Source organism: Streptomyces hyaluromycini (assembly GCF_002217755.1).
GTDB lineage: Bacteria > Actinomycetota > Actinomycetes > Streptomycetales > Streptomycetaceae > Streptomyces > Streptomyces hyaluromycini.
Window position 1 is genome coordinate 19,344 of the sequence record NZ_BCFL01000036.1, and the last position, 23,293, is coordinate 42,636.

18 protein-coding genes are annotated in these 23,293 nt (G+C 70.4%); 10 read left to right on the forward strand and 8 right to left on the reverse strand.

The window, feature by feature from the left end; all coding sequences use genetic code 11:
• Positions 1-72: 72 nt before the first annotated feature.
• Positions 73-1,257: a beta-ketoacyl-[acyl-carrier-protein] synthase family protein gene (locus SSP29_RS46135; RefSeq protein ID WP_089106989.1), complete on the forward strand. Its 1,185-nt coding sequence runs from the start codon at positions 73-75 to the stop codon at positions 1,255-1,257.
• Between the two features lie 184 nt (positions 1,258-1,441).
• Here SSP29_RS46135 and SSP29_RS46140 read toward each other — a convergent pair whose 3' ends face one another.
• The gene (locus SSP29_RS46140) at positions 1,442-3,592 is read right to left on the reverse strand and encodes an ATP-binding SpoIIE family protein phosphatase (RefSeq protein ID WP_089106990.1); all 2,151 of its coding nucleotides are present in this window, start codon (positions 3,590-3,592) and stop codon (positions 1,442-1,444) included.
• Between the two features lie 564 nt (positions 3,593-4,156).
• Here SSP29_RS46140 and SSP29_RS46145 point away from each other — a divergent pair.
• From SSP29_RS46145 to SSP29_RS46155, 3 genes are all read left to right on the forward strand, one after another.
• The gene (locus SSP29_RS46145) at positions 4,157-4,660 is read left to right on the forward strand and encodes a DUF1203 domain-containing protein (protein WP_089107082.1); all 504 of its coding nucleotides are present in this window, start codon (positions 4,157-4,159) and stop codon (positions 4,658-4,660) included.
• 107 nt (positions 4,661-4,767) lie between these two features.
• Positions 4,768-4,983: a DUF4177 domain-containing protein gene (locus SSP29_RS46150; RefSeq protein WP_089106991.1), complete on the forward strand. Its 216-nt coding sequence runs from the start codon at positions 4,768-4,770 to the stop codon at positions 4,981-4,983.
• Positions 4,984-5,486: 503 nt separating this feature from the next.
• Complete coding sequence (locus tag SSP29_RS46155) at positions 5,487-9,761, forward strand: discoidin domain-containing protein (protein WP_089106992.1); 4,275 nt, start codon at positions 5,487-5,489, stop codon at positions 9,759-9,761.
• 232 nt (positions 9,762-9,993) lie between these two features.
• Here the strand turns inward: SSP29_RS46155 and SSP29_RS46160 are convergent, their stop codons facing one another.
• The 3 genes from SSP29_RS46160 to SSP29_RS46170 are packed head-to-tail and all read right to left on the reverse strand — an operon-like array spanning position 9,994 to position 12,544.
• Positions 9,994-10,677, reverse strand: coding sequence for a 3-oxoacid CoA-transferase subunit B (locus tag SSP29_RS46160; protein WP_089106993.1), 684 nt, complete (start codon positions 10,675-10,677; stop codon positions 9,994-9,996).
• Positions 10,674-11,345: a 3-oxoacid CoA-transferase subunit A gene (locus SSP29_RS46165; RefSeq protein WP_089106994.1), complete on the reverse strand. Its 672-nt coding sequence runs from the start codon at positions 11,343-11,345 to the stop codon at positions 10,674-10,676. The genes SSP29_RS46160 and SSP29_RS46165 overlap by 4 nt, the downstream gene beginning before the upstream one ends.
• Complete coding sequence (locus SSP29_RS46170) at positions 11,342-12,544, reverse strand: thiolase family protein (protein ID WP_089106995.1); 1,203 nt, start codon at positions 12,542-12,544, stop codon at positions 11,342-11,344. Before SSP29_RS46170 ends, SSP29_RS46165 begins: the two co-directional genes overlap by 4 nt.
• An 83-nt stretch (positions 12,545-12,627) precedes the next feature.
• Between SSP29_RS46170 and SSP29_RS46175 the strand changes: the two genes are divergently transcribed.
• Together SSP29_RS46175 and SSP29_RS46180 are read left to right on the forward strand one after the other, a co-directional pair.
• A complete protein-coding gene (locus tag SSP29_RS46175; RefSeq protein ID WP_089106996.1) occupies positions 12,628-13,545 on the forward strand; it encodes a LysR substrate-binding domain-containing protein in 918 nt (305 codons plus the stop codon).
• Complete coding sequence (locus SSP29_RS46180) at positions 13,542-14,486, forward strand: helix-turn-helix transcriptional regulator (RefSeq protein WP_089106997.1); 945 nt, start codon at positions 13,542-13,544, stop codon at positions 14,484-14,486. Before SSP29_RS46175 ends, SSP29_RS46180 begins: the two co-directional genes overlap by 4 nt.
• Before the next feature lie 56 nt (positions 14,487-14,542).
• Here SSP29_RS46180 and SSP29_RS46185 read toward each other — a convergent pair whose 3' ends face one another.
• The 3 genes from SSP29_RS46185 to SSP29_RS46195 are packed head-to-tail and all read right to left on the reverse strand — an operon-like array spanning position 14,543 to position 18,291.
• Positions 14,543-15,451 carry an intradiol ring-cleavage dioxygenase gene (locus SSP29_RS46185; RefSeq protein WP_089106998.1) on the reverse strand — a complete coding sequence of 303 codons (909 nt, stop codon included), beginning with the start codon at positions 15,449-15,451 and terminating at the stop codon, positions 14,543-14,545.
• Positions 15,448-16,494, reverse strand: coding sequence for a maleylacetate reductase (locus SSP29_RS46190; RefSeq protein ID WP_089106999.1), 1,047 nt, complete (start codon positions 16,492-16,494; stop codon positions 15,448-15,450). Before SSP29_RS46190 ends, SSP29_RS46185 begins: the two co-directional genes overlap by 4 nt.
• A 3-nt stretch (positions 16,495-16,497) precedes the next feature.
• Entirely contained in the window at positions 16,498-18,291 is a 1,794-nt protein-coding gene (locus tag SSP29_RS46195; RefSeq protein ID WP_089107000.1) for an FAD-dependent oxidoreductase, read from the reverse strand.
• Between the two features lie 223 nt (positions 18,292-18,514).
• On the opposite strand from SSP29_RS46195, the gene SSP29_RS61645 reads away from it, so the two are divergent.
• The 3 genes from SSP29_RS61645 (at position 18,515) to SSP29_RS46210 (ending at position 20,400) form a co-directional block, all read left to right on the forward strand.
• The gene (locus SSP29_RS61645; RefSeq protein ID WP_438363849.1) at positions 18,515-18,808 is read left to right on the forward strand and encodes a sugar phosphate nucleotidyltransferase; all 294 of its coding nucleotides are present in this window, start codon (positions 18,515-18,517) and stop codon (positions 18,806-18,808) included.
• Positions 18,809-18,878: 70 nt separating this feature from the next.
• On the forward strand, positions 18,879-19,478 hold the full coding sequence (locus tag SSP29_RS46205) for an isochorismatase family protein (protein WP_089107001.1): 600 nt from the start codon (positions 18,879-18,881) through the stop codon (positions 19,476-19,478).
• 10 nt (positions 19,479-19,488) lie between these two features.
• Positions 19,489-20,400: a GlxA family transcriptional regulator gene (locus SSP29_RS46210; RefSeq protein WP_089107002.1), complete on the forward strand. Its 912-nt coding sequence runs from the start codon at positions 19,489-19,491 to the stop codon at positions 20,398-20,400.
• A gap of 696 nt (positions 20,401-21,096) precedes the next feature.
• Here SSP29_RS46210 and pdxR read toward each other — a convergent pair.
• A complete protein-coding gene (gene pdxR, locus SSP29_RS46220; RefSeq protein ID WP_089107004.1) occupies positions 21,097-22,536 on the reverse strand; it encodes a MocR-like pyridoxine biosynthesis transcription factor PdxR in 1,440 nt (479 codons plus the stop codon).
• A gap of 116 nt (positions 22,537-22,652) precedes the next feature.
• Here pdxR and SSP29_RS46225 point away from each other — a divergent pair, with 116 nt between their 5' ends.
• Positions 22,653-23,246 carry a TIGR03086 family metal-binding protein gene (locus tag SSP29_RS46225; protein ID WP_089107005.1) on the forward strand — a complete coding sequence of 198 codons (594 nt, stop codon included), beginning with the start codon at positions 22,653-22,655 and terminating at the stop codon, positions 23,244-23,246.
• The last annotated feature ends 47 nt before the right edge of the window (positions 23,247-23,293 follow it).

Here is a 23,293-nt window from a genome sequence, read left to right on the forward strand (position 1 = left end):
CCGCTCGGCAAAAATAGGGCAGGTTTCGGACACTTCACCTCATTCATGAGCTTTCTGCGAAAGATGCGTGTTATGGGCGCCTATCTGTGTCCTCCAGTCGTGGTGCAAGGCGAACATGTCGTGAAGACCGACGAGATCCTCGCGGAGGTGCGCAGCCGGCAACCGCAGGCGCCGTGGCTGCCCCGGATCGACGGCATCGCCGCGAGTACGGGGATCGAATCCCGCGGGTGGATGCTGCCGCTGGACGCGGCTGCCGCCCCCGGCAGCGGGACGGGCCTGCGAACTTTGAGCGCCGGTACGGCCCGTACGGCACTGGCCCGCAACGGATTCACCGACGACGAGGTGAACCGCGCGATCGCCGCACTGGAGGCGATACCGGCGCCGCAGACCATCCAGGAGCGCACCGCGCCGGCCTGGGCGGCCGTCCAGACGTACGGGGAGCGCGCTGCCCGCGAAGCCCTGACAACCGCCGGACTGGACACCGCCGACGTCGACTCCCTGATCACCAGTCACTCCACCACCCCGGCCCTGCCGGGGCTGGACCTGTCGCTGCTCAACCGCCTTGGGCTGCGCAGCGACGTACTGCTGCTGCCGGCCACCCAGTGGGCCTGCATCGCCGGCACCCGGTCGCTGGCACTGGCGGCCGACCTGGTCGCCGCGGACCCCGACCGGGTCGTGCTGGTCGTGATATCGGAGGCGCTGAGCACCACCTACCAGCCCGCCGACGACACCCTGGAATCGCTCATCGTCCGGCTGCTGTTCGCGGACACCGCCGTCGCCGTGGTGGTCACGGGCCGCCCCAGGGCAGAATCGATCCTGCGCCTGGACGCGGTCTGGCACCACACCCTGCCCGGCACCACGGACCTGCACCGGCTGGAGACGCGGGACGACGGCACGCACTTCGTGATGGACCGCCGGGGGCCGCGCGCCGTACAGGAGACGGTGGCCGAGATGTGGAAGTGGTTGCACAGGCGCCACCAGGCCGACGGCCACTCCTGGCATCCCGATCTGCTGCTCGCGCATCCCGGTGGCACGCGGGTGCTGGAGTACATGGAACAGACCATGCCCGACGAGTGGCCGGAGGGGCTGCTGGCCTACAGCCGGGACAGCTACACCACGGGCAACCGCGGCGGTGCCGCCGTACTCGACATCCTGCGCCGCGCGCACGATGCCGGCCAGAAGTCGGGCAGCCGAACCGTGCTCTACGCGGCCGCGCCCGGACTGACGGCCACGGCCGCTGAGGGAGAGTGGCTGTAGCCGAAGCCCGCCCCTCTCATCGCGGCCGGGTAAGCGGGTCCGTCGAAGTCCGCTGCGGTTGGGCAGCGCCCGGTAAGGGGCGTTGGGGGTACCCCGGCCGAAGGCCGGGGGAGGAACTGCGCGACCAGCCACGACGGCGCCGCAGTCGGCAGACGGCACATCGCGGCTACTTCCAGCGGAGCGCTTAGGCCTCCAGTTCCGCCCAGACGGCCTTGCCGGTGTCGGTCCAGCGCACCCCCCAGCGCGTGGTCAGTTTGTGCACGACGTGCAGACCCCGCCCGGTGTCGTCGAGCAGGTCGCCGCGGTGCAGGCGCGGCCGGCCGTTGCCGGTGTCGCCGACCTCGCAGGTGAGGAGGCTCCCGGCCCGCACCAGCCGCACCGTGACGGGTCCGGTGCCGAACCGGACGGCGTTGGTGACCAGTTCGCTGATCACCAGCAGTGTGCTGTCCCGGGCCTGCTCGCCGGTGTGCCAGCGGCGCAGGAGGGGAGCGGCCAGGGACCGGGCGCGGGCGGGGGTGTCGGCGCGGGCGGGCAGGTGCCACGTGGCGGTGTCCCGGCTGCGGCGGCCGGCCATCCGGGCGAGCAGCAGCGTGACGTCGTCGCGCAGGGGCTCCTTCGGGGCCAGTCTGGCGACCACGCGCCGTGCCGCCTGCTGCAGATCGTCCCAGGGGTGCACCTCGCGGACCACGTCCGTCAGCCGGCCGATGCCCTCGTCGATCGACGCCGCCGGATCCTCCACCAGGCCGTCGGTGTAGAGGACGAGCAGCGAGCCGGGCGGCACGGTGAACTCGTGCACCTCGAACGGCTCCCGCACGACGAACTCGGCGCCCAGGGCCGGGTGCGGCTGCGCCCCGACGGTCTCCGCGGAGCCGTCGGGATGGACGAGGACAGGGGGCAGGTGGCCGGCGTTGGAGATCAGCACCCGGTGGTCGACCGGATCGTAGACCGCGATGCAGCAGGTCGAGCCCAGCGCGCTGTAGCCGGCCGCCAGCCCGGCGTCCGTGTCGTCCAGGAGCGTGACCGTCTCGTCCAGCCGCTCCAGCACCTCCCCGGGGCCCAGGCCCGCCGACAGCAGCGCCCGGGCCTCCATGCTCAGCTGGCCCATGGCCGCCGCGGCCCCCAGGCCGTGCCCCACGACATCACCGACCACCAGCGCGGTACGGTCACCGGGCAGCGGAAAGCTGTTCACCCAGTCACCGCCGACGCCCGCGCTGTCGGGGGTGGTGGGCTCGTAGACGCTGGCGACCTCGATGGTGTCGCTGCCGGCCCGCGGCAGCAGCCGGCGCTGCAGGGCCAGCACCTGGGCGTGCTCACGCTGATGCTGGCGGGCCAGGTCCACGTGCCGGGCGGTCTTGGCCACGAGTTCCTGCAGATCGAGCAGCTCACCTTCGCGGAAGAGGCACTCCGGCCGCCGCCACACCTCCGTCACGCCCAGGACGATGGGCCCTGACGCGCCTTCAGGTCCCTCGACGACCAGCGGTATGCAGGCGACACTCACCGGCCGGCTGCCGGGCACCAGGGCGCGCACCAGTTGCGGATCGTCGAGTGCCCGCTCGATCGACTCACGGTCGGGAATGACGATGGCCCGCGCAACGTCGTCACGCATGACCGCACCGGCCAGCAGACGGCTCGCCTCACGGGGCAGGTTGTCCCCGGGAGTCAGGTACCCCTCGGGCCAGGCCCGGTCCGGCACCAGGGCCGCCCGCCGCAGCCGGATGCGGTCCTGTGCCTGCTCGGTGACCGCCTCGCCCGTCCACACGGCGTAATCCAGGTTGACGGCGGCCACGTCCCCCCAGGCCAGCAAGGACTGGGCCAGGGACTGCGCGGTCTCCCCGATGTCCAGGGACGTCCCGATCGCGGCGGCGGAAGCGTACAGGTGCAGCCGCTTGGCCATGGCGATCAGGGAGACCGTCAGGCCCTCCTGCGGTGGTGCGGCCGGCAGGATGCTCATCGAGACCACCATCTCCGTCCCGTCGTCCCGCCGAAGACGCTGGACCCGGGCGACGTGCGCCTCACGCGTGTCGAGGACCCGCTGCAGCCGCTGCGTGACCGTCGGTACGTCTCCTGGCGGCAGCAGATCGGCGAAGGCGGTACCCGGTGCGGCACTCACCCCCGCGAACGGTGCGGCGTCCAGATTGGAACCGCTGATCCGCAGATCCTGGCCGAGACTGACCACCCCGAGAATCTGTTCCCCGCCTTCGGCCTCCCCGCCGGCTCCTGAAGGCCGATGCAGAGGCCGCTCGCCCGCCGCTCTTGCTCCGCCCTTCGGGATGTAGTCCCCCAGGGCGCCGCTGACCATGTCGAACGGCGAAGCAGAGGAGGGTGTGGGGTCCATGCAGCTCACACAGCTCGCTGACTCCGGCGCGTACCGGCAGATCTTCCCGAGTCCCTGCGGTCGAGCCCCGAGAACCCACGACCGCACATCTCATGAGTAACACAAATACCCTGCCCACCGAAGGGGCAAAAGTGATCAAAAGAACACAAACCGTAAGTGACGCCTCACGGACCGGCCACAGCTCACCGACCCGCGCGTCCTGCGGGCGTCCGCCCACCCGTTTCGCCTGACCCTCGTCGGGCCGCTGCGCAGGGAAAGGCGCGGTCACGGCCACCAGGGCCGCGGAGCCGACGGGGGAGTCGGTGGCTGACTGCTCCCATCGCCAGGCCCGGCCACACGGCAGACCCCGAGGTGCGGGAAGCCGCCACCGCGCTCGGCCTCGCGATCGTCGAGCGGTACTTCACCGAGGCGACCCGCCGGCTGGAGCGCCGAGAAGCCGTCAACCGGCCGAGCGGACACGCGATGCGCGCAAGCAGGACGGTCGGCAAGGCGGACAACCCGGACCGGACAACGGAGTCCGATTCCCGCCAGCGACCCGAGCCGCCCCGCGGCACGCTGAACGCCATGACCACCGCCTTCCCTCCCCTCGCCATCCCCTCCGCGGTCCTGAAGGAACTCCGCGTCCGTGACGACGCCGGCCATCCGCCACGCCCGTACCCGGACGACGAGGGCGACGCGCCACTGCGCTGCTGTCTGCGGTCCAGTACCGCGGGAGAGCGGATCGCCCTGATCTCCTACGCCCCGCTGCGCCGTTGGGCGGCACAGACCGGCGCCGACCCCGGGGCCTACGACGAGCAGGGGCCGGTCTTCGTCCACGCCGACGACTGCGGCGGTCCGGCCGGCGGGAACCTCGGCTACCCATGGGCCCGCCCGGGCGCCCTGCGCGTCCTGCGCCGCTACGACAGGCGAGGGCACATCACCGGCGGCCGCATGCTGGAGCTTCCCGACGACGCCCAGGCGGCTTTCGCACATGCGCTGGCCGAGGCCTTCGCCGAGCCCGAGACCGCCCAGGTGCACGTGCGGGCCGTCGAATACGGCTGCTACCACTTCCGCGTCGACCGCCCCTGAACCAGGAAAACGGAGGCCCGCGGTGCGCCATGGCAGCCGGGGATGATTGTCTGGCCCTGGCCAATCCCATCCCGACCCGGCTCTGCCGGCAGGAGGACCCCGCAGTCATGAGCAGTGCCTACGCCTACGAATACAAGGTCGTCACCTTCCGGGAGTCGCTGATCGGCGACGCGCTGGACAGCGACAAGCTGGAGAAGGTCCTCAACAAGCACGCCGAGGACGGCTGGGCCCTCAAGGCCATCACGTCCGCCGACGTCAAGGGCCGTATAGGCCCCGGAGCCGTCGAGGGCCTGCTCCTGACCTTCGAGCGGCCGCGCGGCTGACCGGAGCGCGACCTACGGTAAACCGAACGCCCCCCGACCCACCGAGGTCGGGGGGCGTTCGGCGTTCTCTCCGACCTGGATCCGTGCATGCCCAGGAACGTGAAGGCAGCGCAGGATCGCGTAAGAAATTGCGTAGCTTGCGTTCGCTTGCGACTCGGGGCGCAAGCGTAGCGTGCGACCTGCGTGAGGATCCGAGCCGCGCGCGCTCGCATGAAGTGCCCCTTGTTGCCCGCTCCTTGAGTGCCTCTTTGCCTCGGGGTGATGCGCATACCGTCCCCGCCGCTTAGGCGTGGACGTTTCTGTTGAAATTTGTCTAGTCCTGGCAGTAGACGGACTCACATCACTCTGCAATATTTCGATGAAACAATGCAAGATTCTGCGCGTGACGTCTTTCTTGAGCCCTCGCGCCACCGCTCCGCACGCACCTTTCTGCACCACTCCGTCAGGAACGAGCCGCCCTCGCCGCCCCACCGGCGCGCGAGCCCCGCAGGAAGTGACCCCGCATGACTCGACACAAGCCGAGATCCCGGAGACGGCGCGCAGCGACCGCTGTGCTCGCCTCCGCCGTCATGGCTCTGGGCCTGCCGGCCGTCGGCGCACACGCGGCCGGCGGCCCCAACGCCGCCGCGGACGCCAAGACCACGGCAGGCAGCGCCCGCGCCGCACACGCGGCCGCCAACGTCACTGACGGCGACACCGACACCTACTGGCAGGCCGGAAAGAAGTCGGCCCAGTGGGTCCAGACCGACCTCGGGCGGACCAAGCGCGTCCGCGAGGTCGTGCTGCGGCTGCCCGAGCACTGGCAGACCCGCAAGCAGACGCTGGCGCTCCAGGGCAGTGCCGACGGCAAGAGCTTCGCCACGCTCAAGTCGTCGGCGCAGTACGTCTTCAGCCCCGGCAACGACAACACCGTGAAGGTCTCCGTCCCCGCGACCCTTGCCCGGTACGTACGGGCCGACTTCAGCGCCAACTCGGTCGCCGGTACTGCCCAGCTCGCCGAGCTGCAGGTCCTCACGACCGCCGCCTCGACCCCCAACCTCGCGCTGGGCAAGCCCTTCAGCGAGAGCGGACACGCCGACGTCTACGGTGCGGCCAACGCCGGTGACGGCAACCGCAACACCTACTGGGAGAGCACCAACAACGCCTTCCCGCAGTGGCTCAAGGTCGACCTCGGCTCCTCGGTCCAGGTGAACCAGGTGACGCTGCGGCTGCCCAGCGGCTGGCCGAGCCGCAACCAGACGCTGAAGATCCAGGGCTCCACCGACAACCAGAACTTCACCGACCTGACGGCTTCCCAGGCGTACGCCTTCAACAGCTCCAACGACCAGACGGCGACGATCTCCTTCGACGCGACCACGACGCGGTACGTGCGGGCGCTGTTCACCGCCAACGACGGCTGGCCCGCCGGGCAGGCGTCCGAGCTGGAGGTCTACGGACCGGCCACCGGCGACACCCAGGCGCCCACCGCGCCGGCCAACCTGGCCTACACCGAGCCGGCCACCGGGCAGATCAAGCTGACCTGGAACGCGGCCACCGACGACACAGGCGTGACCGGCTACGACATCTACGCCAACGGCCAGTTGCGGGCGAGCGTCGCCGGGAACGTCCTGACCTACACCGACACCCAGCCGGCCGGCACCGACATCACGTACTTCGTGCGGGCCAAGGACGCGGCGGGCAACGTCTCCGCCAACAGCAACAGCGTCACCCGCAAGGGAGCGAGCGGCGACACCCAGGCTCCCACGGCGCCCGGCAACCTCGCCTACACGCAGTCCGGCAACGACGTGAAGCTCACCTGGCAGGCGTCGAGCGACAACGTGGCGGTCACCGGGTACGACGTCTACGCCAACGACCAGCTCGTCAAGACCGTGGCGGGCGACGTGACGACGTACACCGACACCCCGTCGGCGACGGCCACGGTCACCTACTACGTGAAGGCGAAGGACGCCGCGGGGAACGTGTCGGTGGCGAGCAACAGCGTCACCCGGCCCGGATCCGGCGGCGGCTCCGACCTCGCCCAGGGCAAGCCCATCGAGGCCTCCTCGTACACCTTCACCTATGTCGCCGCGAACGCCAACGACGGTCAGATAGGCACCTATTGGGAGAGCGGGGGCGGCGCCTACCCGGCCACCCTCACCACCAAGCTGGGTGCCAACGCCGACCTCAGCCAGGTCGTCGTCAAACTCAACCCGGACCCGGCCTGGTCCACCCGCACCCAGAACATCCAGGTACTCGGCCGCGACCAGGACGCGACGTCCTTCACGAGCCTTGTCGCGGCGAAGGACTACACGTTCAACCCGGCCACCGGCAACACCGTGACCATCCCGGTCTCCGGCGCCGCCGCCGACATCCAGCTCAAGTTCGCCTCCAACACCGGCGCCCCGGGCGGGCAGGTCGGCGAGCTCCAGGTGATCGGCACCCCGGCCGCCAACCCGGACCTCAAGGTCACCGGCATCACCAACACCCCGGCGGCCCCCGTCGAGTCGGACGCCATCAGCCTCTCCGCGACCGTCACCAACAGCGGCAGCAAGGCGTCCAAGGCCACCGACCTGAACTTCACCCTCGGCGGCACCAAGGCCGCCACGGCCGACGTCCCCGCCCTCGCGGCCGGCGACTCGGCGACGGTCACCGCGAGCATCGGCACCCGGGACGCGGGCAGTTACCCGCTCGGCGCCGAGGTCGACCCGTCCAACAAGGTCATCGAGCAGAACGAGGGGAACAACACCTTCACCCGCTCCGACGCCCTGGTCGTCAAGCCCGTCTCCAGCTCCGACCTGGTCGCCGCACCGGTCGCCTGGACACCCTCCAGCGCCTCGGCCGGCGACAACGTCGCCTTCACCGTCGCCCTGAAGAACCAGGGGACGGTGGACTCCGCCGCCGGCGCCCACGGCGTCACGCTGACGGTCCAGGACGCGAACGGCGCCACCGTCAAGACCCTCACCGGCTCCTACAACGGCACCATCGCCTCCGGCCAGACGACCGCACCGATCAGCCTCGGCTCCTGGACGGCCGTCAACGGCAAGTACACCGTGAAGACGGTCATCGCCGACGACACCAACGAACTGCCGGTCAAGCGCACCAACAACACCACCACACAGAACCTGTTCGTCGGCCGCGGCGCGGACATGCCGTACGACATGTACGAGGCCGAGGACGGCACGGTCGGCGGCGGCGCCAAGGTCGTCGGACCCAACCGCACCATCGGCGACTTCGCGGGCGAGGCGAGCGGCCGCAAGGCGGTCACCCTCGACGCCACCGGCGAGTACGTCGAGTGGACGACCCGCGCCGCGACCAACACGCTGGTCACCCGCTTCGCGATCCCGGACGGCACCGACGCCACCCTCGACGTCTACGTGGACGGCCAGTTCCTCAAGGCGATCGACCTCACCTCCAAGTACGCCTGGCTCTACGGCAGCGAGACCGCGCCCGGCAACTCACCCAGCGCCGGAGCCCACCGCCACATCTACGACGAGGCGAACCTGCTGCTCGGCAGGACCGTCCCGGCCGGCTCGAAGATCCGCCTCCAGAAGGACGCGGCCAACACCTCCTCCTACTACGCCATCGACTTCATCAACACCGAACAGGCCACGGCGATCCCGAACCCGGACCCGGCCGCCTACACGGTCCCGGCCGGCTTCACGCAGCAGGACGTGCAGAACGCCCTCGACAAGGTCCGCATGGACACCACGGGCAAGCTCGTCGGCGTCTACCTGCCCGCCGGTGACTACGACACCTCCAGCAAGTTCCAGGTCTACGGCAAGGCGGTCAAGGTCGTCGGAGCCGGACCCTGGTTCACCCGCTTCCATGCCCCCGCCTCGCAGGAGAACACCGACATCGGCTTCCGCGCCGAGTCCACGGCCAACGGCTCGACGTTCGCCGGCTTCGCCTACTTCGGCAACTACACATCCCGGATCGACGGCCCCGGCAAGGTGTTCGACTTCTCCAACGTCTCGAACATCACCATCGACGACATCTGGGCCGAGCACATGGTGTGCCTCTACTGGGGCGCCAACACCGACAACATGACCATCTCGAACTCCCGCATCCGTGACACGTTCGCCGACGGCATCAACATGACGAACGGCTCCACGGACAACCACGTCGTCAACAACGACGCCCGCGCCACGGGCGACGACAGCTTCGCCCTCTTCTCGGCCATCGACGCCGGCGGCGCCGACGAGAAGAACAACCTCTACGAGAACCTGACCTCCACCCTCACCTGGCGCGCGGCCGGCATCGCCGTCTACGGCGGCTACGCCAACACCTTCCGCAACATCCGCGTCGCCGACACCCTCGTCTACTCCGGCATCACGATCTCCTCGCTGGACTTCGGCTACCCGATGAACGGCTTCGGCACCGATCCCACGACGATCGAGAACGTCTCGCTGGACCGGACGGGCGGCCACTTCTGGGGCTCCCAGGTCTTCCCCGCCATCTGGGCGTTCTCCGCCTCGAAGGTCTTCCAGGGCATCAGGGTCAACGACGTCGACATCGACGACTCCACCTACGGAGGCGTCATGTTCCAGACCAACTACGTCGGCGGCCAACCCCAGTTCCCGGTCAAGGACACCATCTTCACCGACATCTCCATCACCAACTCCAAGAAGAGCGGAGACGCCTTCGACGCCAAGTCCGGCTTCGGCATCTGGGCCAACGAACTCCCGGAACCCGGCCAGGGCCCCGCAGTCGGCGAAGCCACCTTCCGCAACCTGCGCATGAGCGGCAACGCCCAGGACATCCGCAACACGACCAGCACATTCAAGATCAACGTCGAGTAGGTTCCGAAGGGCGGTGAAGGGAAGGGGCGTCCCCGGCGGGGCGCCCCTTCCCGCCGTGTCCGGCGGGCCCGGCACTACTGGGAGAGGACGAGGCTTTCCGTGCCCTCCGTCGTGCCTGCGCAGACCGTGGAGGGGGAGGGCGGGTGTCGTCGGTGCGGGTGCAGACGCTCGGTCAGGACCGGGCCGCCGCCTGCGGTCTCGAATTGACGGCGGTACGGGCAGGGGCGCTGTCTCAAGCGGGGTGTTCAGGGGCGCCGGTCTGCAACGGCAGGCCCAGGCGGGCGGCGAGTTCGGGTACGTCGATGCCGAAGGTCTGCCGCACACGGACCCCGTCCGGGGTGATGTCGAAGACGGCCAGATCCGTGTAGACGCGGTCCACGCAGGCCAGGCCGGTGAGCGGATAGCCGCACTCGGAGACCAGCTTGGGTGCTCCGTCCCGGGTGAAGAGGGTCATCATCACGAAGACCTTCTTCGCCCCGATGGCCAGGTCCATGGCTCCGCCGACCGCGGGAATGGCGTCGGCCGCGCCGGTGTGCCAGTTGGCCAGGTCGCCGCGTGCGGAGACCTGGAAGGCGCCGAGGACGCAGATGTCGAGGTGACCGCCGCGCATCATCGCGAAGGAGTCCGCGTGGTGGAAGTAGGCGGCGCCCGGCAGTTCGGTGACGGGAACCTTGCCCGCGTTGGTGAGGTCCGGATCGATCTGGTCCGCCGAAGCGGCCGGGCCCATGTTGAGCATGCCGTTCTCGGTGTGCAGAACCACGCCGGAACCGGGGGAGAGGTGGTCGGCCACGAGGGTCGGCTGGCCGATGCCCAGGTTGACGAAGGCACCGTGCGGGATGTCACGGGCGATCAGGGCGGCGATGTCGTGCTTGCCCAGCGGGCCCTGACCGCCGGTCGTCGGGGAAGTCTGTGTCATGAGTGATCAGCCACCTGTACCACGCGGTCGACGAAGATACTGGGCGTCACGACGGTCTCGGGATCGATCTCGCCGGTCTCGACGACCTCGCGGACCTGGGCGACCACGGTGGTGGCCGCGGTGGCCATGACGGGACCGAAGTTCCGCGCGGTCTTGCGGTAGACGAGATTGCCCATCCGGTCCGCGCGATGAGCGCCGATCAGCGCGACGTCCCCGCCGATGGGGTACTCCAGCACATGGAGGCGGCCGTCGATCTCGCGCACCTCCTTGCCCTCCGCGAGCAGCGTGCCGGCACCGGTGGGGCAGAAGAAGGCCCCGATACCGGCTCCGGCCGCCCTCAGCCGTTCCGCCAGGGTGCCCTGGGGGACCACTTCGAGTTCGATGCGGCCCGCCCGGTAGAGGCCGTCGAACACCCAGGAGTCGGCCTGGCGGGGGAAGGAACAGATCACCTTGCGGACCCGTCCCTTGGCCAGCAGCGCGGCCAGACCGGTGTCGCCGTTGCCGGCGTTGTTGGAGACGACCGTGAGGTCGGTGGCCCCCTGCCGGATCAGCGCGTCGATCAGCGCCACCGGCATGCCCGCCATGCCGAAGCCTCCGACGAGCACCGTGGCACCGTCCTGGACGTCGGCGACCGCCTCGTCCGCATGAGCACACAGCCGCGTGGTCACCTGCTGCCCCCGGCGACGTTCTCCAGGACCACGGCGAGGGCCTGGCCGACACCTATACAGATCGCCGCGACGCCCCACCGCTTCCCGGACTCCTGCAGACGGCGGCAGAGGGTGCCCAGCAGGCGGCCGCCGGACGCACCGAGGGGATGGCCGAGCGCGATGGCCCCGCCCTTGGCGTTGACGATCTGCGGGTCGACATCCCACGCGTCCACGCACGCCAGCGCCTGGACGGCGAACGCCTCGTTCAGCTCTACGGCGTCGACGTCGGTCCAGGAGATGCCCGCGCGCTTCAGGGCCCTGTTCACGGCCTCGACGGGCGCGTATCCGAACATCTGCGGATCCAGCGCGGCCACGCCGCGGCCCGCGACGCGGGCGAGGGGATCCACGCCGATGCGGTCGGCGGCCGCGGCCGAACCGAGCAGCACCGCGGAGGCGCCGTCGTTCAGCGGCGAGGCGTTCCCGGCCGTGATGCGGCCGTCGGCCCGGTAGGCGGGCTTGAGCGTGGCGAGCTTCTCCATGGTGGACCCGGGACGGATGCCCTCGTCGCGATCCAGGACGGTGTGCTCGCCGTCCGAGACGGGGACGACCAGCCCGTCGTAGAAGCCCGCGTTCCAGGCGTCGTCGGCGAGACGGTGGGAGCGGAGGGCGAACGCGTCCTGACGCTCGCGGGAGATGGCGAAGCGGTCGGCGAGCTGCTCGTTCGCCTCGCCCAGGGACACCGTCCACTCCTTGGGCATGCGCTCGTTGACCAGGCGCCAGCCGAGCGTGGTGGACACGGCGGTGACGTCCCCCGCGGGGAAGCCGCGCCCGGGCTTGGGCAGCACCCACGGGGCGCGGGTCATCGACTCGACTCCGCCGGTGAGGACGATGTCCGCGTCGCCGCTCTCGATGTGGCGCGAGGCGATGAGGGCGGCGTCGAGGGACGATCCGCACAGGCGGTTGACGGTGGTCGCGGGCACCGAGGTGGGCAGCCCCGCCAGCAGGACGGCCATCCTGCCGACGTTGCGGTTGTCCTCGCCGGCGCCGTTGGCGTTGCCCCAGACGACGTCGTCGATGCATCCGGGATCCAGTGCGGGGGTCTTGGCGAGGACCCCGCCGATGACCTGTGCCGCGAGGTCGTCGGGCCGGACCTCGGAGAGGGCGCCCCGGAAGCGGCCGAAGGGCGTTCGCACCGCCGAGTAGAGATAGCTGTCGCTCATACCGTCACGGTAGGAGCGCGGACTTCCACGCGTCCAAGACTCAATCCGTATCGATTGATAAGTGGATCTTATAGAATCAAGGTATGGAGCTGCGGCAGATCCGGTACTTCCTGGTGCTGGCCGAGGAATGCCACTTCGGGCGGGCGGCCACTCGCCTGCACGTGGCTCAGCCGGCCCTCTCCCAGCAGATCAAACAGCTGGAGAAGGAGCTCAGGACCACGTTGTTCACCCGCTCCACCCGGCACGTCGCCCTGACCGAGGCCGGACACCACCTCGTGGAGCACGCCCGCACCCTGGTCGCGGAGGAGGAGCGCGCCCGCCGGCACATGACAGAGCTGGCCACCGGCCACGCCGGACGGGTCTCGACCGGCTTCATCGGCACCGCCACCTACGACCTTCTGCCGCAGGTCGCACGCACCGTACGCGCCCGGCTGCCCGGGATCACCATGGACCTGCGCGGCGAGCTCCTCACGCCCGACCTGGTCGACGGACTGCTGGCCGGCACCTACGACCTGGCGGTCCTGCGCGGCCCCGCCGACCACGAGGACATCCGCACCACACCCCTGCGCTCCGAGTCCCTGATGGCGGTCCTCCCCTCGCACCATCCCCTCGCGGCCCGGCGACGCATCTCGCTCAAGGCCCTGGCCGACGAGCCGTTCGTCGTCCACCCCTCGCGATCCTCCATGTACGCCCGGGTCCTGGCCGCATGCCGGCGCGCCGGATTCCAGCCCACCTCACTGATGGAGGTCGGAGAGACGGCCACCCTGGTCGTCTTCGTGGCCGCCGGACACGGCGTCGCCCTCGTTCCCGCACCGGTACAGAGCCTCCGCCTCGCCAGCGTCGCCTACGTGCCCCTCACCCGGACGGAATCCGTCGACCTGGTCCTCGCGAGCCATGCCCGGCGCACCACCCCCGCCACCGACCAGGTCGCCTCTGTGATCAAAGAGTGTGTGGAAGGCCTTGAACACAGGGAAGCCCCGCCCTCTACGCTGGAGGGATGACGAGCGGCACAACCGGTGCTCCGGTGCGCTTCAGCACGATCGGTCTCCCCGAGGCGGAACGCATCGCCCTGTGGGAAGAGCACAACGCCGAGGCCCTGATCGGGCTGCGCTGCCGTTCCCTGCACGACACCGCCCTCGATGCGACGGAGATCAACCTCCAGCTTCCCCGAGCACATCTCGCCCGGGTCCTCGGCAGCCCCCACGTCGTCGAACGACCCGACGCCGAGATCCGCCGCGTGCCCTCGGACGCCGTGGCCTGCTATCTGACCCTGGCCGGTGACGCCTTCTTCTACTACGACGACGGCGTACGGCTGCTGCGTCCGGGACAGCTGCTGGTCTGCGACGCCGACCAGCCCTTCATCCGGGGCTTCTCGCACGGCCTGGAGGAACTCGCGGTCAAGATCCCCCACACGGTGTGGCGCGACCTCGGCGGGCCGCCCTCCCTGCCGCAGCCGCTGGTCATCGACGCCGGCGCCGTCCACACCCGGACTCTCGCCGCCCTCGTCGCCCGGGCGCTGCCCCCGGATTCCTCCGTCGCCGCGACCGTGGACGAGGACGCCGTGCTGGACCTGCTCGTATCCGCCGCGAGCGGTCGCGCCCCCTCCCTCTCCACCGTCCACCTGACCGTCGCGAAGACCTACATCGACGACCACCTGGCCGACCCGGGGCTCTCGGCGGCCCGCATCGCCCGCGGCATCGGGATCAGCGAGCGCCATCTGTCCCGGGTGTTCGCCGCGGGTGGCACGAGCCTGCCGAGGTACCTGCTGCACCGCCGCCTCGAACGAGCCCGCACGCTGCTGGGCACCGGGGGAGAGGCGACCGTGGCCGAGGTGGCCGCGCGCTGCGGGTTCGCGTCGGCCGCCCACTTCTCCCACCGGTTCAAGGATCGCTACGGCCTGCGCGCCACCGACGTCCTGCGCGAGGCACGCGCACGGCCGTAGCGGAGTGCGTGCACGGCCGTAGCGGGGTGCGTGCCCGCTCGAAGCGGAGGGCGGGATCACGTGCCGTCGGGTGCCAGCACGATGTCGAAGCGGACCCGGGACCAGGACCGCCCGCCGAGGTCGCGCCCGTCCGGCGTGGGCGTACCCGCCGGCTGCGCCACGAAGTCCTTGACGAGCGACTCCTTCACCCCGAACACGGAGTCCCGGTCCAGCAGTTCGTCACCGCGGACGAAGATGTGCGTGACCAGCGTGCGCAACGCGGGAGCGCTCACCATGAAGTGCAGGTGGGAGGCGCGCATGGGCGAACGGCCGGTCGCCGCCAGCAGTGCTCCCACCGGCCCGTCGTGCGGAATCGGATACGGCGTCGGGGTGAGCCCCCAGAACCGGTAGCGGCCGTCGGCTTCGCTGAACAGGTGCGCCCGCGCCGCCATCCGGTCATCCCCGTACTGCGTGTCGTAGAAGCCGTCCTCGTCGGCCTCCCACACCTCGATCCGCGCTCCGGCCACGGGTTTTCCGGCGGAGTCGGTGACAGTGCCCTCCACCCAGCAGGGTTCTCCGGCGGCCCCGAAGGCGAGATCGCCGCCCTGGGCGATCTCGGGGCTGTCGTCGACGAAGAACGGGCCGAAGACGGTGGCCTCGGTGGCGTCGCCGTACGCCTCGTTGTTGACGGCGACCGTCTGCATGGAGGCTCCGAGCACGTCCGACAGGAGGATGAACTCCTGGCGGCGGTCGTCGGTGATGTGGCCGGTGCGGGTGAGGAACTCGATCCCCTTGCTCCACTCGCCCTCGGTGAGCCGGACCTCTCGGACGAACGCGTGCAGGTGGTGGACCAGTGACCGCATGATCTCGCGCAGTCGAGGGTCGGTGCAGCCGTCGAAGGACGCCAGCACCTGGCGGGTGATCTGCTCCTCACGCTCCTGCTGCTCGGCCGGGACGGGGGTACGGGGAGTGGGGGTGTCGTTCATCGGGCTTCCCAGGCGTTCCGGACCAGGTCGGTGATCGCGTCGAGGGTGACGGGCCGCGGGTTGCCCGCGGGCGCGGCGGCCACGACGGGCTCGGCCACGGCCGCCACACCGTCCCGGGGCATGCCGAGGTCGCGCAGCGAGCGCGGCGCACCGAGCCGGTCACGGAGCGTGGCGAGCCCCTCGACCGCGGTAGGGGAGCCGAAGGCCGCGGCCAGGCGCTGTTCGGCGTCAGGGGCGAAGGGGGCGTTGAAGGCGAGGACATGGGGGAGGACCACCGCGTGGGTCTGGGCGTGCGGAAGGTTGAACATGCCGCCCAGCACATGGCAGATCTTGTGGTGCAGTCCGGACCCGGCGGAGGCGAACGCCACGGCGGCCAAGTAGGCGCCGTACAAGGTCTGTTCCCGGCCGTCCAGCGCCTGCGGGTCCTTCACGACCAGCGGCAGTCCCGTCCGCAGCGCCCGCACGCCTTCGGCGGCGAGGGCCTGGTCGATGGGATCCGTCCGAGGTGCCCACATGGAGTCCACGCAGTGGGCGAGCGCGTTGAGCCCCGAAGCGACACTCAGGCCGACCGGAAGGGAGAGCGTCAGCGAGGCGTCGTAGACGACGGCACGCGGCAGGACCTTCGGGTCCGTACCGGTGGTCTTCACGGAGTCCTCGGTCAGCCCCCATACGGCGGTGGCCTCCGAGCCGGCGTACGTGGTCGGGACGGCGACGATCGGCAGCCCCGTGGTCAGCGCGACCGCCTTGGCCAGGCCCGTGGTGGAGCCGCCGCCGACACTGACCAGGGCGTCGACGTCCCGTTCGGCGGCCGCCGCCCGAGCCCGCAGGGCGACCTCGACGGGAACGTGCATGACGACGTCGTCGTGCCGGTGGACGACGGGCAGGCCGGCGGTGACGCGATCGGCGAACTCCCGCTCGGCCGCCCCCGCGATGACCATCACCCGCCGGGCGCCGAGCGCGGCGACCTCCGCGGCCAGGCCCTCCTCGGCGGCGCCGGAGGCGAACCGCACCCGCTGCGGCAGCGTGTCGTGGACGAACCGCATGAGCTAGTCCCTTCCCAGGACGGAGAGCAGAGCAGCACGCAGCTGGTCTTCAGGGTTCTCGGGCAGCTCCATGGCCCGCCATGCGATGTGCTTGTCGGGCCGCACCAGCAGCACACCGCTCTCGTCGATCTCGCGCAGCTTGGCCCAGTCGTAGTAGAGGTCGGTCACCTCGCGGCCCGGGCCGATGACGACGGTCCTGAGCGGGACGCCCAACTCCTCGCCGACCTTCTCGGCCGCCTGCTCCCACGCCTCACCCGCGATGCCGGTCAGCAGCGTCCAACGGTCGTACGGCGCCAGGTCCATCAGCGCGTGACGGTGTGCGCTGTCCCCGACCCAGGCGTGCGGAAGATGCGCGCCGGGGACGGTCGACGTCTCGTAGTACAGATCGGCATCGCGTGCGGGCGCGGGCAGTTCACTGCCGTCGGAGACGACGGCCGTCGAGGTGTAGTGCTGACCCAGCTCCACACCGTGCGCGTTGAACTCGTAGTTCTTCAGCTCCATCGCGCGCACCAGCGCGGCCCGCTTGGCGGCCCCGGCAGGGGTGTTGGCCTTGCGTTCCTCGATGGCGGCCGTCATCGAGGCCTCGTCCGGCGCCCCGAGAACGCCCAGTGCCTCGAAGATGTCGACGAACTCGCGGCTGGACTTGTTGGCGCGCTTGACGATGCGCTCGGCGACGGGAGCCCGCTCGGCCGTGTAGGTCTCCAACAGCCCTGGCCCAGCATGCCCCTTGAGCACGGCCGCGATCTTCCACGCGAGGTTGTACGCGTCCTGGACGGAGGTGTTGGAGCCCAGGCCGTTGCTCGGCGGGTGCCGGTGGACGGCGTCGCCCGCACAGAACACACGGCCCTGCTGGAGCCGGGTCGCGTACATCTCGTTGTTGCCCCACAGGCTGGTGCCGGTGATCTCCACCTCCAGTTCGGGTGCGCCGAGGAGGTTGCGGACGATCTGCACGGCAGCGGCCTCGTCGACGACCGGGGGTTCCCCGGAGATGTCGTAGCCCCACACGATCAGCCACTCGTTCCACGGGCGCACCATGCGCACCAGCCCGGCGCCGATGCCGCCGACGTTCGAGCCGGGCTGGACGACCCAGTACAGGACGGACGGCCGGTGGGCGACGTAGCGGCTGATGTCGGCCTTGAACGTGATGTTCATCGAGCCGGCGATGTCCATCGCGCCCTCGTAGGGCAGACCGATGTCCGCGGCGACCTTGGAGCGGGCACCGTCCGCGCCGATCAGGTACTTCGCGCGGATGCTGTACTCGTGCCCGGTGAGCCGGTCCAGCACCCGCACGGTGACTCCGTCGGCGTCCTGGGTGTGTGACAGGTACTCACTGGAGAACCGCGTCTGCGCGCCGCGCTGCGCGGCGTTGCGGACCAGGATCGGTTCGAGATACGTCTGCGGGATGTCCACGGTGAGACAGGGGGACGCCAGCCGGTAGTCCGCCTCGCGGTCCGGCCGGGTCCCCCAGGTGTGGATACGGCCGATCTCCTCACCGGTGATGCTGGTGCAGAACACCGTGTCGCCGACGAGGGAGTGGTCCGTGGCGTCGGCCAGCACCTGCGGTTCGATGCCCAGATCGCGGAAGACCTCCATCGCGCGCTGGTTGGTGATGTGCGCGCGGGGGGTGTTCGCCGTCCACCGGTACTTCGTGATCATGATGGTGCCGACGCCCAGCGTCGCCAGCAGCAGCGCCGCGGAGGCGCCCGCAGGGCCGGAACCGACGACCACGACGTCGGTCGTGACGGCCGAGTCGCCCGGCAGCTCGGTCTCGGACATCCCGTCGTTGAACATGGGCATCGTGCTGACCTTTCATCGATCCGGCGACGTTGCCGGCAGCGCCAGTGTGAGACGGACCCGGACGGGACGGAACAGCGCGGCGGCGAGGTCGGCGGATACACCAAGAAGTGGCGGATCCACGAAGGACCGGCCACACCGCGAGGCCTGACCGCGCGACTGCCGCGAGCCGGATTTCGCCGAGCAGGTCACGCGAGGGACGCCGGCTGACGACGGTCCTGACCTCGTGGAGCCGTCCCTTGCCGAACAGCTCCGCGATCTCGCGAGGAAGGCCGGCGCACCCCCGAGGCCGCGCGTCCCGGGCACCCGGTATGCCCTGAACGGTGACGTCTGGGCGAGGTTCTCCCTGCGGGAGATGGCACGTTTCCATCAGGAGCGAGCTGCGGTGGCCACGTTGGCGCTGGCCCGGACACGGCTGCCCTGGGGCATGGTGAAGACGGATGGCTTCGGGCGTGTCGTCGGCTTCGTCGAGGCACCGCCGTCCCCGTACGACAGGGAGTGGTCACGGCTCCGGCTGTGACCGGATCGGTCCGCCCCCGGACCCGATGAGGTCTGTCGCCGCTCCAGCCCCGCCGGTCAAGCTTGGGGGCATGAACCGAGCGCTGATCGTCATCGATGTCCAGGAATCCTTCCGCGCCCGCCCGCTGTGGGAGACCATTTCCAACCCGAAGATCGCCGACCAGGTGGACCGACTGGTCCGGCTCGCCCGCCAGGCCGGGGACCTGGTGGTGTGGGTGCTGCATTCCGATCCCGGCAGCGGCGATGTCTTCGACCCCGCCCTCGGCCATGTCCGCCTGATGGATGAGTTGCAGCGCCGGGACACGGAACCGCTGATCCACAAGACCTCGCACAACGCGTTCACCACCACCAACCTGCAGCAACTCCTCACCGAGCGCGGCATCCACGAGCTCACCGTCTGCGGCATCCGGACCGAGCAGTGCGTGGAGACCACCACCCGCGTCGCGAGCGACTTCGGCTACCAGGTCACGTTCGTCATCGACGCCACCGCGACCAACCCCATCCCGCACCGTGACGCTCCCGCCGACCAGAGCGTCGCCGAACTGCTGTCGGACCCCCGCACCCTGAGCGCCGAGGAGATCATCAGGCGCACGGAGTACGCCCTTGCCGGACGCTTTGCCACCATCGCCACGGTTGGGGAACTGGAAGCCGCGGCGGAGTCTCGGGCATGATGACCGGATCGTGAGCCACATCGCCTTTCTCCTGGTGCCCGGAGTCCATCTGCTGGACCTGGCAGGCCCCGCGCAGGTCTTTTCCACGGCCTCCGACTTCGGGCGCCCTTACACCCTCAGCTACGTCGCCGAGCAGCCGCTGGTCACCACCGCTCAGGGCCTGCCCTTGGTGGCCCAGCCGGACTGGCCCGAGCTCGGCCCCGAGGACTTGATCGTGGTGCCCGGCTGGCGGGCGCCCACCCTGGCAGGCAGTCCCGCCATCGGCGCGGATTTCCTGCAGTCCCTCCGGGACCACCACGCCAGGGGCGGCACCGTTGCCAGCGTCTGCGCCGGAGCCGAGGCGCTCGGCCGGGCCGGCCTGCTCGACGGCCGCCGGTGCACCACGCACCATGATGTGCAGGACGAGCTCGCACGCCGCTACCCCAGAGCGACGGTCGTTCGCGATGTTCTTCATACCGCCGACGACCGGGTGGTCACCTCGGCCGGCATCGCCAGCGGCATCGACCTGGCCCTGCACCTGGTCGCCACCCGGCACGGCCCCGCCGTCGCCGCACAGACGGCCCGGGACATGGTCGTCTACGCGCGGCGCAACGGCCATGAACCGCAGGCCAGCGCAATGCTCAGATTCCGATCCCACCTCGACGACACCGTGCACCACGCCCAGGACCTGCTCGATGCCCGCTACGACCAACCACTGCCCCTGTCCGCCCTGGCCGCGACCGTGGGCGTGAGCGAACGTACCCTCACCCGCCTCTTCACCCGCGCCACCGGCGGCCTCACCCCGCTGCGCTACCAGCAAACCCTCCGTCTCGAACGCGCCGAGCACCTCATCAGCCATGGCGCCACGGTCGATGCCGCCGCCCGCGCGGTCGGCTTCGAGGACCCCCGCATGCTGCGCCGCCTACGAGCTCGCAACCACTGACCAGCAGCAGCGCACGCCAAAACGACACACCAACCACTCGACGCTCTGATCTCCCATCTCGACAAGACCAAGCTGTCGCAGGTACGGATACCAGTGGCCGACGACGAGACCTATGGCGCGGTACAAGTCGGGGTGCGGCAGGCCACACCCCAAGTGGATGGCGGACCGCAGTGACCGGGTGAGCACCGGCGCGAAATGGTCGTCCGCATGACAACAACGTCACGACCCACCAGCACGCACGGACAATCCCGATCCGCAGGTGTCCCTGGTCGGGCATTCGCGGTGCTCGTCGTTCTTGCCGCGGCCCTCGTCCCGGCTTTCGTCTTCGTCCCCGGCCCGTTGGCGGCGAGCATGTCCGGCGGCGGCTTCGGCGACCGGCGTCACCTCGTCGACAAGCTCTCCCGGTCGTTCGTCGGCTACTGGGGTTCCGGCGAACGGAGCCTTTCCCCGGGCTTGGAGAGGGTTGTCGACTACTGGCTCCGCTACCACGTGGTCAAGGCCGTGATCGCCCCGACCCTGCTGGCCGTGCTGACAATGCTCGGCGTTCTGCTCTGGAAAGCCTTTCTGCGGACCGACGGGCTTGGAGGCGGACGCAGGGCCGCTCTCGCGACGGCCGGAATCGGCGTCACGGCGCTCGCGCTGGTCTCGTTGGCGGCGGTCATGGCCGACATCCAGGGTGCGACAGCGCCGCTCTCCTCACTGCTGTCGATGCTGCCCATGCACCCGTCGCACGGAGAACTCGCCGATACGCTCGACCAGGTCAGGCAGCACCTGGCCGACTATCCGAGCTCCGGTGACCGAACTCCGCCTGCCATCGAGGTGATGGTCGGTGACTTCTCCCGGTACCACGTGGTGACAGCCGTGGCCGCCCCGATGGTCGCGCCGGGTGAACGCGGTCACGTGCAGGCCCGCGGCGGACGGCACCGGCTCCGCCAGGTCCGCGAAGCGGCCGGTGAGCGCACCGACGACGACCCGGTGCCGGGCGGCGTACGTGTGCTGCATCCGGCGGATGTGCCGGGCGAACAGCCCGTCGTCGACGAAACGCGCGAGTGCCGCCTGCGTGGCGACCGCCGTATGCCAGTCGGCGGCGTACTTGGCGGTGCGCAACGCCGTGCGCAGCGCAGCGGGCGCCACCAGGAAACCGACACGCAAAGAGGGCATCATCACCTTGGAGAACGACCCCACATAGATGACATGGCCGCCCCGGTCCAGACTCTGCAGCGTCTCGACCGGCCGCCCGCCGAACCGGAACTCGCTGTCGTAGTCGTCCTCGATCACCGCCGCGCTGTGCCGCCAAGCCCACCGCAACAGCGCCGTTCTGCGCCGCAACGACATCGGCATGCCGAGCGGGAACTGATGGGCAGGGGTGACGTACACCGCACGGGTGTCCGGCGGGATGGCGTCCACCAGCAGGCCCTCGGCGTCCACCGCCACGCCCGTGACCACGGCACCCTGCGCCAAGAACGGCAGCCGGGCCGGCGGGTAGCCGGGCTCTTCGACCACCACCCGGTCACCCGGCTCCAGCAGCACCCGCCCGATGAGGTCCAGGGCCTGCTGCGTGCCGGTGGTCACCAGCAGGTCGTCCGGACCGGCCCGCACACCGCGGGAGAGCCCGATGTGCCGGGCGAGCGCGGCCCGCAGCCCGGCATGGCCGGCAGGATCGCCGTATCCGACCGCCCCGGCCCCCGACAGCCGCAGTTCCCGGGCGATCAGGGGACGCCAGACGTCGTAGGGGAAGAGCCGGGCGTCCGGCAGACCGACCCTGAAGTCATAGGCCGCCGTAACGGGCCCCGTGACCTCCGGAGCCGCCCAGGGGGACAGACCCGCCCACAGGGCACGCGGGCGCAGTCCCGGGCCGGTGGCGTCGGTGGCGGGCGCGGCTCCGCGCGCGGGCAGGCCCGCCGTCCGCACATAGGTCCCGGAGCCGACCCTGCTGTCCGCGTAGCCCTCGGCGACGAGCCGTTCATAGGCGACACCGACGGTGTTGCGGGCCACCGCGAGACGGCGGCTCAGCTCCCGGGTCGCAGGCAGCGGATCGCCGGGCCGAAGCAGCCCGTCGTGGATCGCGGTGCGCAACTGGCGGTAGATCTGGCCCGACAGATCGCTCTGCCCGTCGAGCCTGACGTACACATCCATCTCGGCCTTCCGCCCTCGGCTCGGCTGCTGTCGGCCTTCAGCACGGCAATTGGCTCAATCATCCGACACCTTATTGGACCTGGAGCCGGACCGCTGCGCGATCCTACGCTCGGGCCATGGACATGCGACAACTCGACCGCCAGGCGCTGCTGTTGACCGGGCAACTCGTCTCCCGGGTGAAACCCGGCCACTTGACGCGGGCGACACCGTGCGCGGACTGGACCCTGTACGGCCTGCTCCGCCATCTGGTCACCCAGAACCAGGGGTTCACCGCCTCCGCCCACGGTGCGGGTCAGCCGTGGGCCGTATGGCGGGACGGCGATCTCGGCGACGACCCGGCCGGGGCATACGAGGCGTCGGCGGACGAGGTCACCGCCGCGTTCGCCGAAGACGGCGTACTCGCACGGCAGTTCGCACTGCCGGAAGTGGGCGAAGGCTTCGCCGTCCCCGGAAAGACCGCGATCGGCTTCCACCTGCTCGACTACGTGGTGCACGCCTGGGACATCGCGGTGACGATAGGCGCCCCATGGGAACCGGCCGCCGAACTCACCACCGCCGCACTGCGTGTCGCCGCCCTGGTCCCGGACGCAGGCCGCGGGCCCGGTGCCCCCTTCCGCCGACGGCTCACCGTCCCCGACGACGCCCCGCCGAGCGACCGGCTGCTCGCCCTGCTCGGCCGCGACCCCTCCTGGACACCCGAGCCGTACTGACCCTGCTCCATACGGTCAGAACAGGGTTCGGGGTCATGTCTCAGAGC

What these genes read in the sequence shown, in the direction of transcription:
- SSP29_RS46135 (WP_089106989.1), top strand. Translation starts at nt 73, where the DNA reads ATGGGCGCCTATCTGTGTCCTCCAGTCGTGGTGCAAGGCGAACATGTC.
- SSP29_RS46140 (WP_089106990.1), bottom strand. Translation starts at nt 3,592, where the DNA reads ATGGACCCCACACCCTCCTCTGCTTCGCCGTTCGACATGGTCAGCGGC.
- SSP29_RS46145 (WP_089107082.1), top strand. Translation starts at nt 4,157, where the DNA reads ATGACCACCGCCTTCCCTCCCCTCGCCATCCCCTCCGCGGTCCTGAAG.
- SSP29_RS46150 (WP_089106991.1), top strand. Translation starts at nt 4,768, where the DNA reads ATGAGCAGTGCCTACGCCTACGAATACAAGGTCGTCACCTTCCGGGAG.
- SSP29_RS46155 (WP_089106992.1), top strand. Translation starts at nt 5,487, where the DNA reads ATGACTCGACACAAGCCGAGATCCCGGAGACGGCGCGCAGCGACCGCT.
- SSP29_RS46160 (WP_089106993.1), bottom strand. Translation starts at nt 10,677, where the DNA reads ATGACACAGACTTCCCCGACGACCGGCGGTCAGGGCCCGCTGGGCAAG.
- SSP29_RS46170 (WP_089106995.1), bottom strand. Translation starts at nt 12,544, where the DNA reads ATGAGCGACAGCTATCTCTACTCGGCGGTGCGAACGCCCTTCGGCCGC.
- SSP29_RS46175 (WP_089106996.1), top strand. Translation starts at nt 12,628, where the DNA reads ATGGAGCTGCGGCAGATCCGGTACTTCCTGGTGCTGGCCGAGGAATGC.
- SSP29_RS46180 (WP_089106997.1), top strand. Translation starts at nt 13,542, where the DNA reads ATGACGAGCGGCACAACCGGTGCTCCGGTGCGCTTCAGCACGATCGGT.
- SSP29_RS46185 (WP_089106998.1), bottom strand. Translation starts at nt 15,451, where the DNA reads ATGAACGACACCCCCACTCCCCGTACCCCCGTCCCGGCCGAGCAGCAG.
- SSP29_RS46190 (WP_089106999.1), bottom strand. Translation starts at nt 16,494, where the DNA reads ATGCGGTTCGTCCACGACACGCTGCCGCAGCGGGTGCGGTTCGCCTCC.
- SSP29_RS46195 (WP_089107000.1), bottom strand. Translation starts at nt 18,291, where the DNA reads ATGCCCATGTTCAACGACGGGATGTCCGAGACCGAGCTGCCGGGCGAC.
- SSP29_RS46205 (WP_089107001.1), top strand. Translation starts at nt 18,879, where the DNA reads ATGAACCGAGCGCTGATCGTCATCGATGTCCAGGAATCCTTCCGCGCC.
- pdxR (WP_089107004.1), bottom strand. Translation starts at nt 22,536, where the DNA reads ATGGATGTGTACGTCAGGCTCGACGGGCAGAGCGATCTGTCGGGCCAG.
- SSP29_RS46225 (WP_089107005.1), top strand. Translation starts at nt 22,653, where the DNA reads ATGGACATGCGACAACTCGACCGCCAGGCGCTGCTGTTGACCGGGCAA.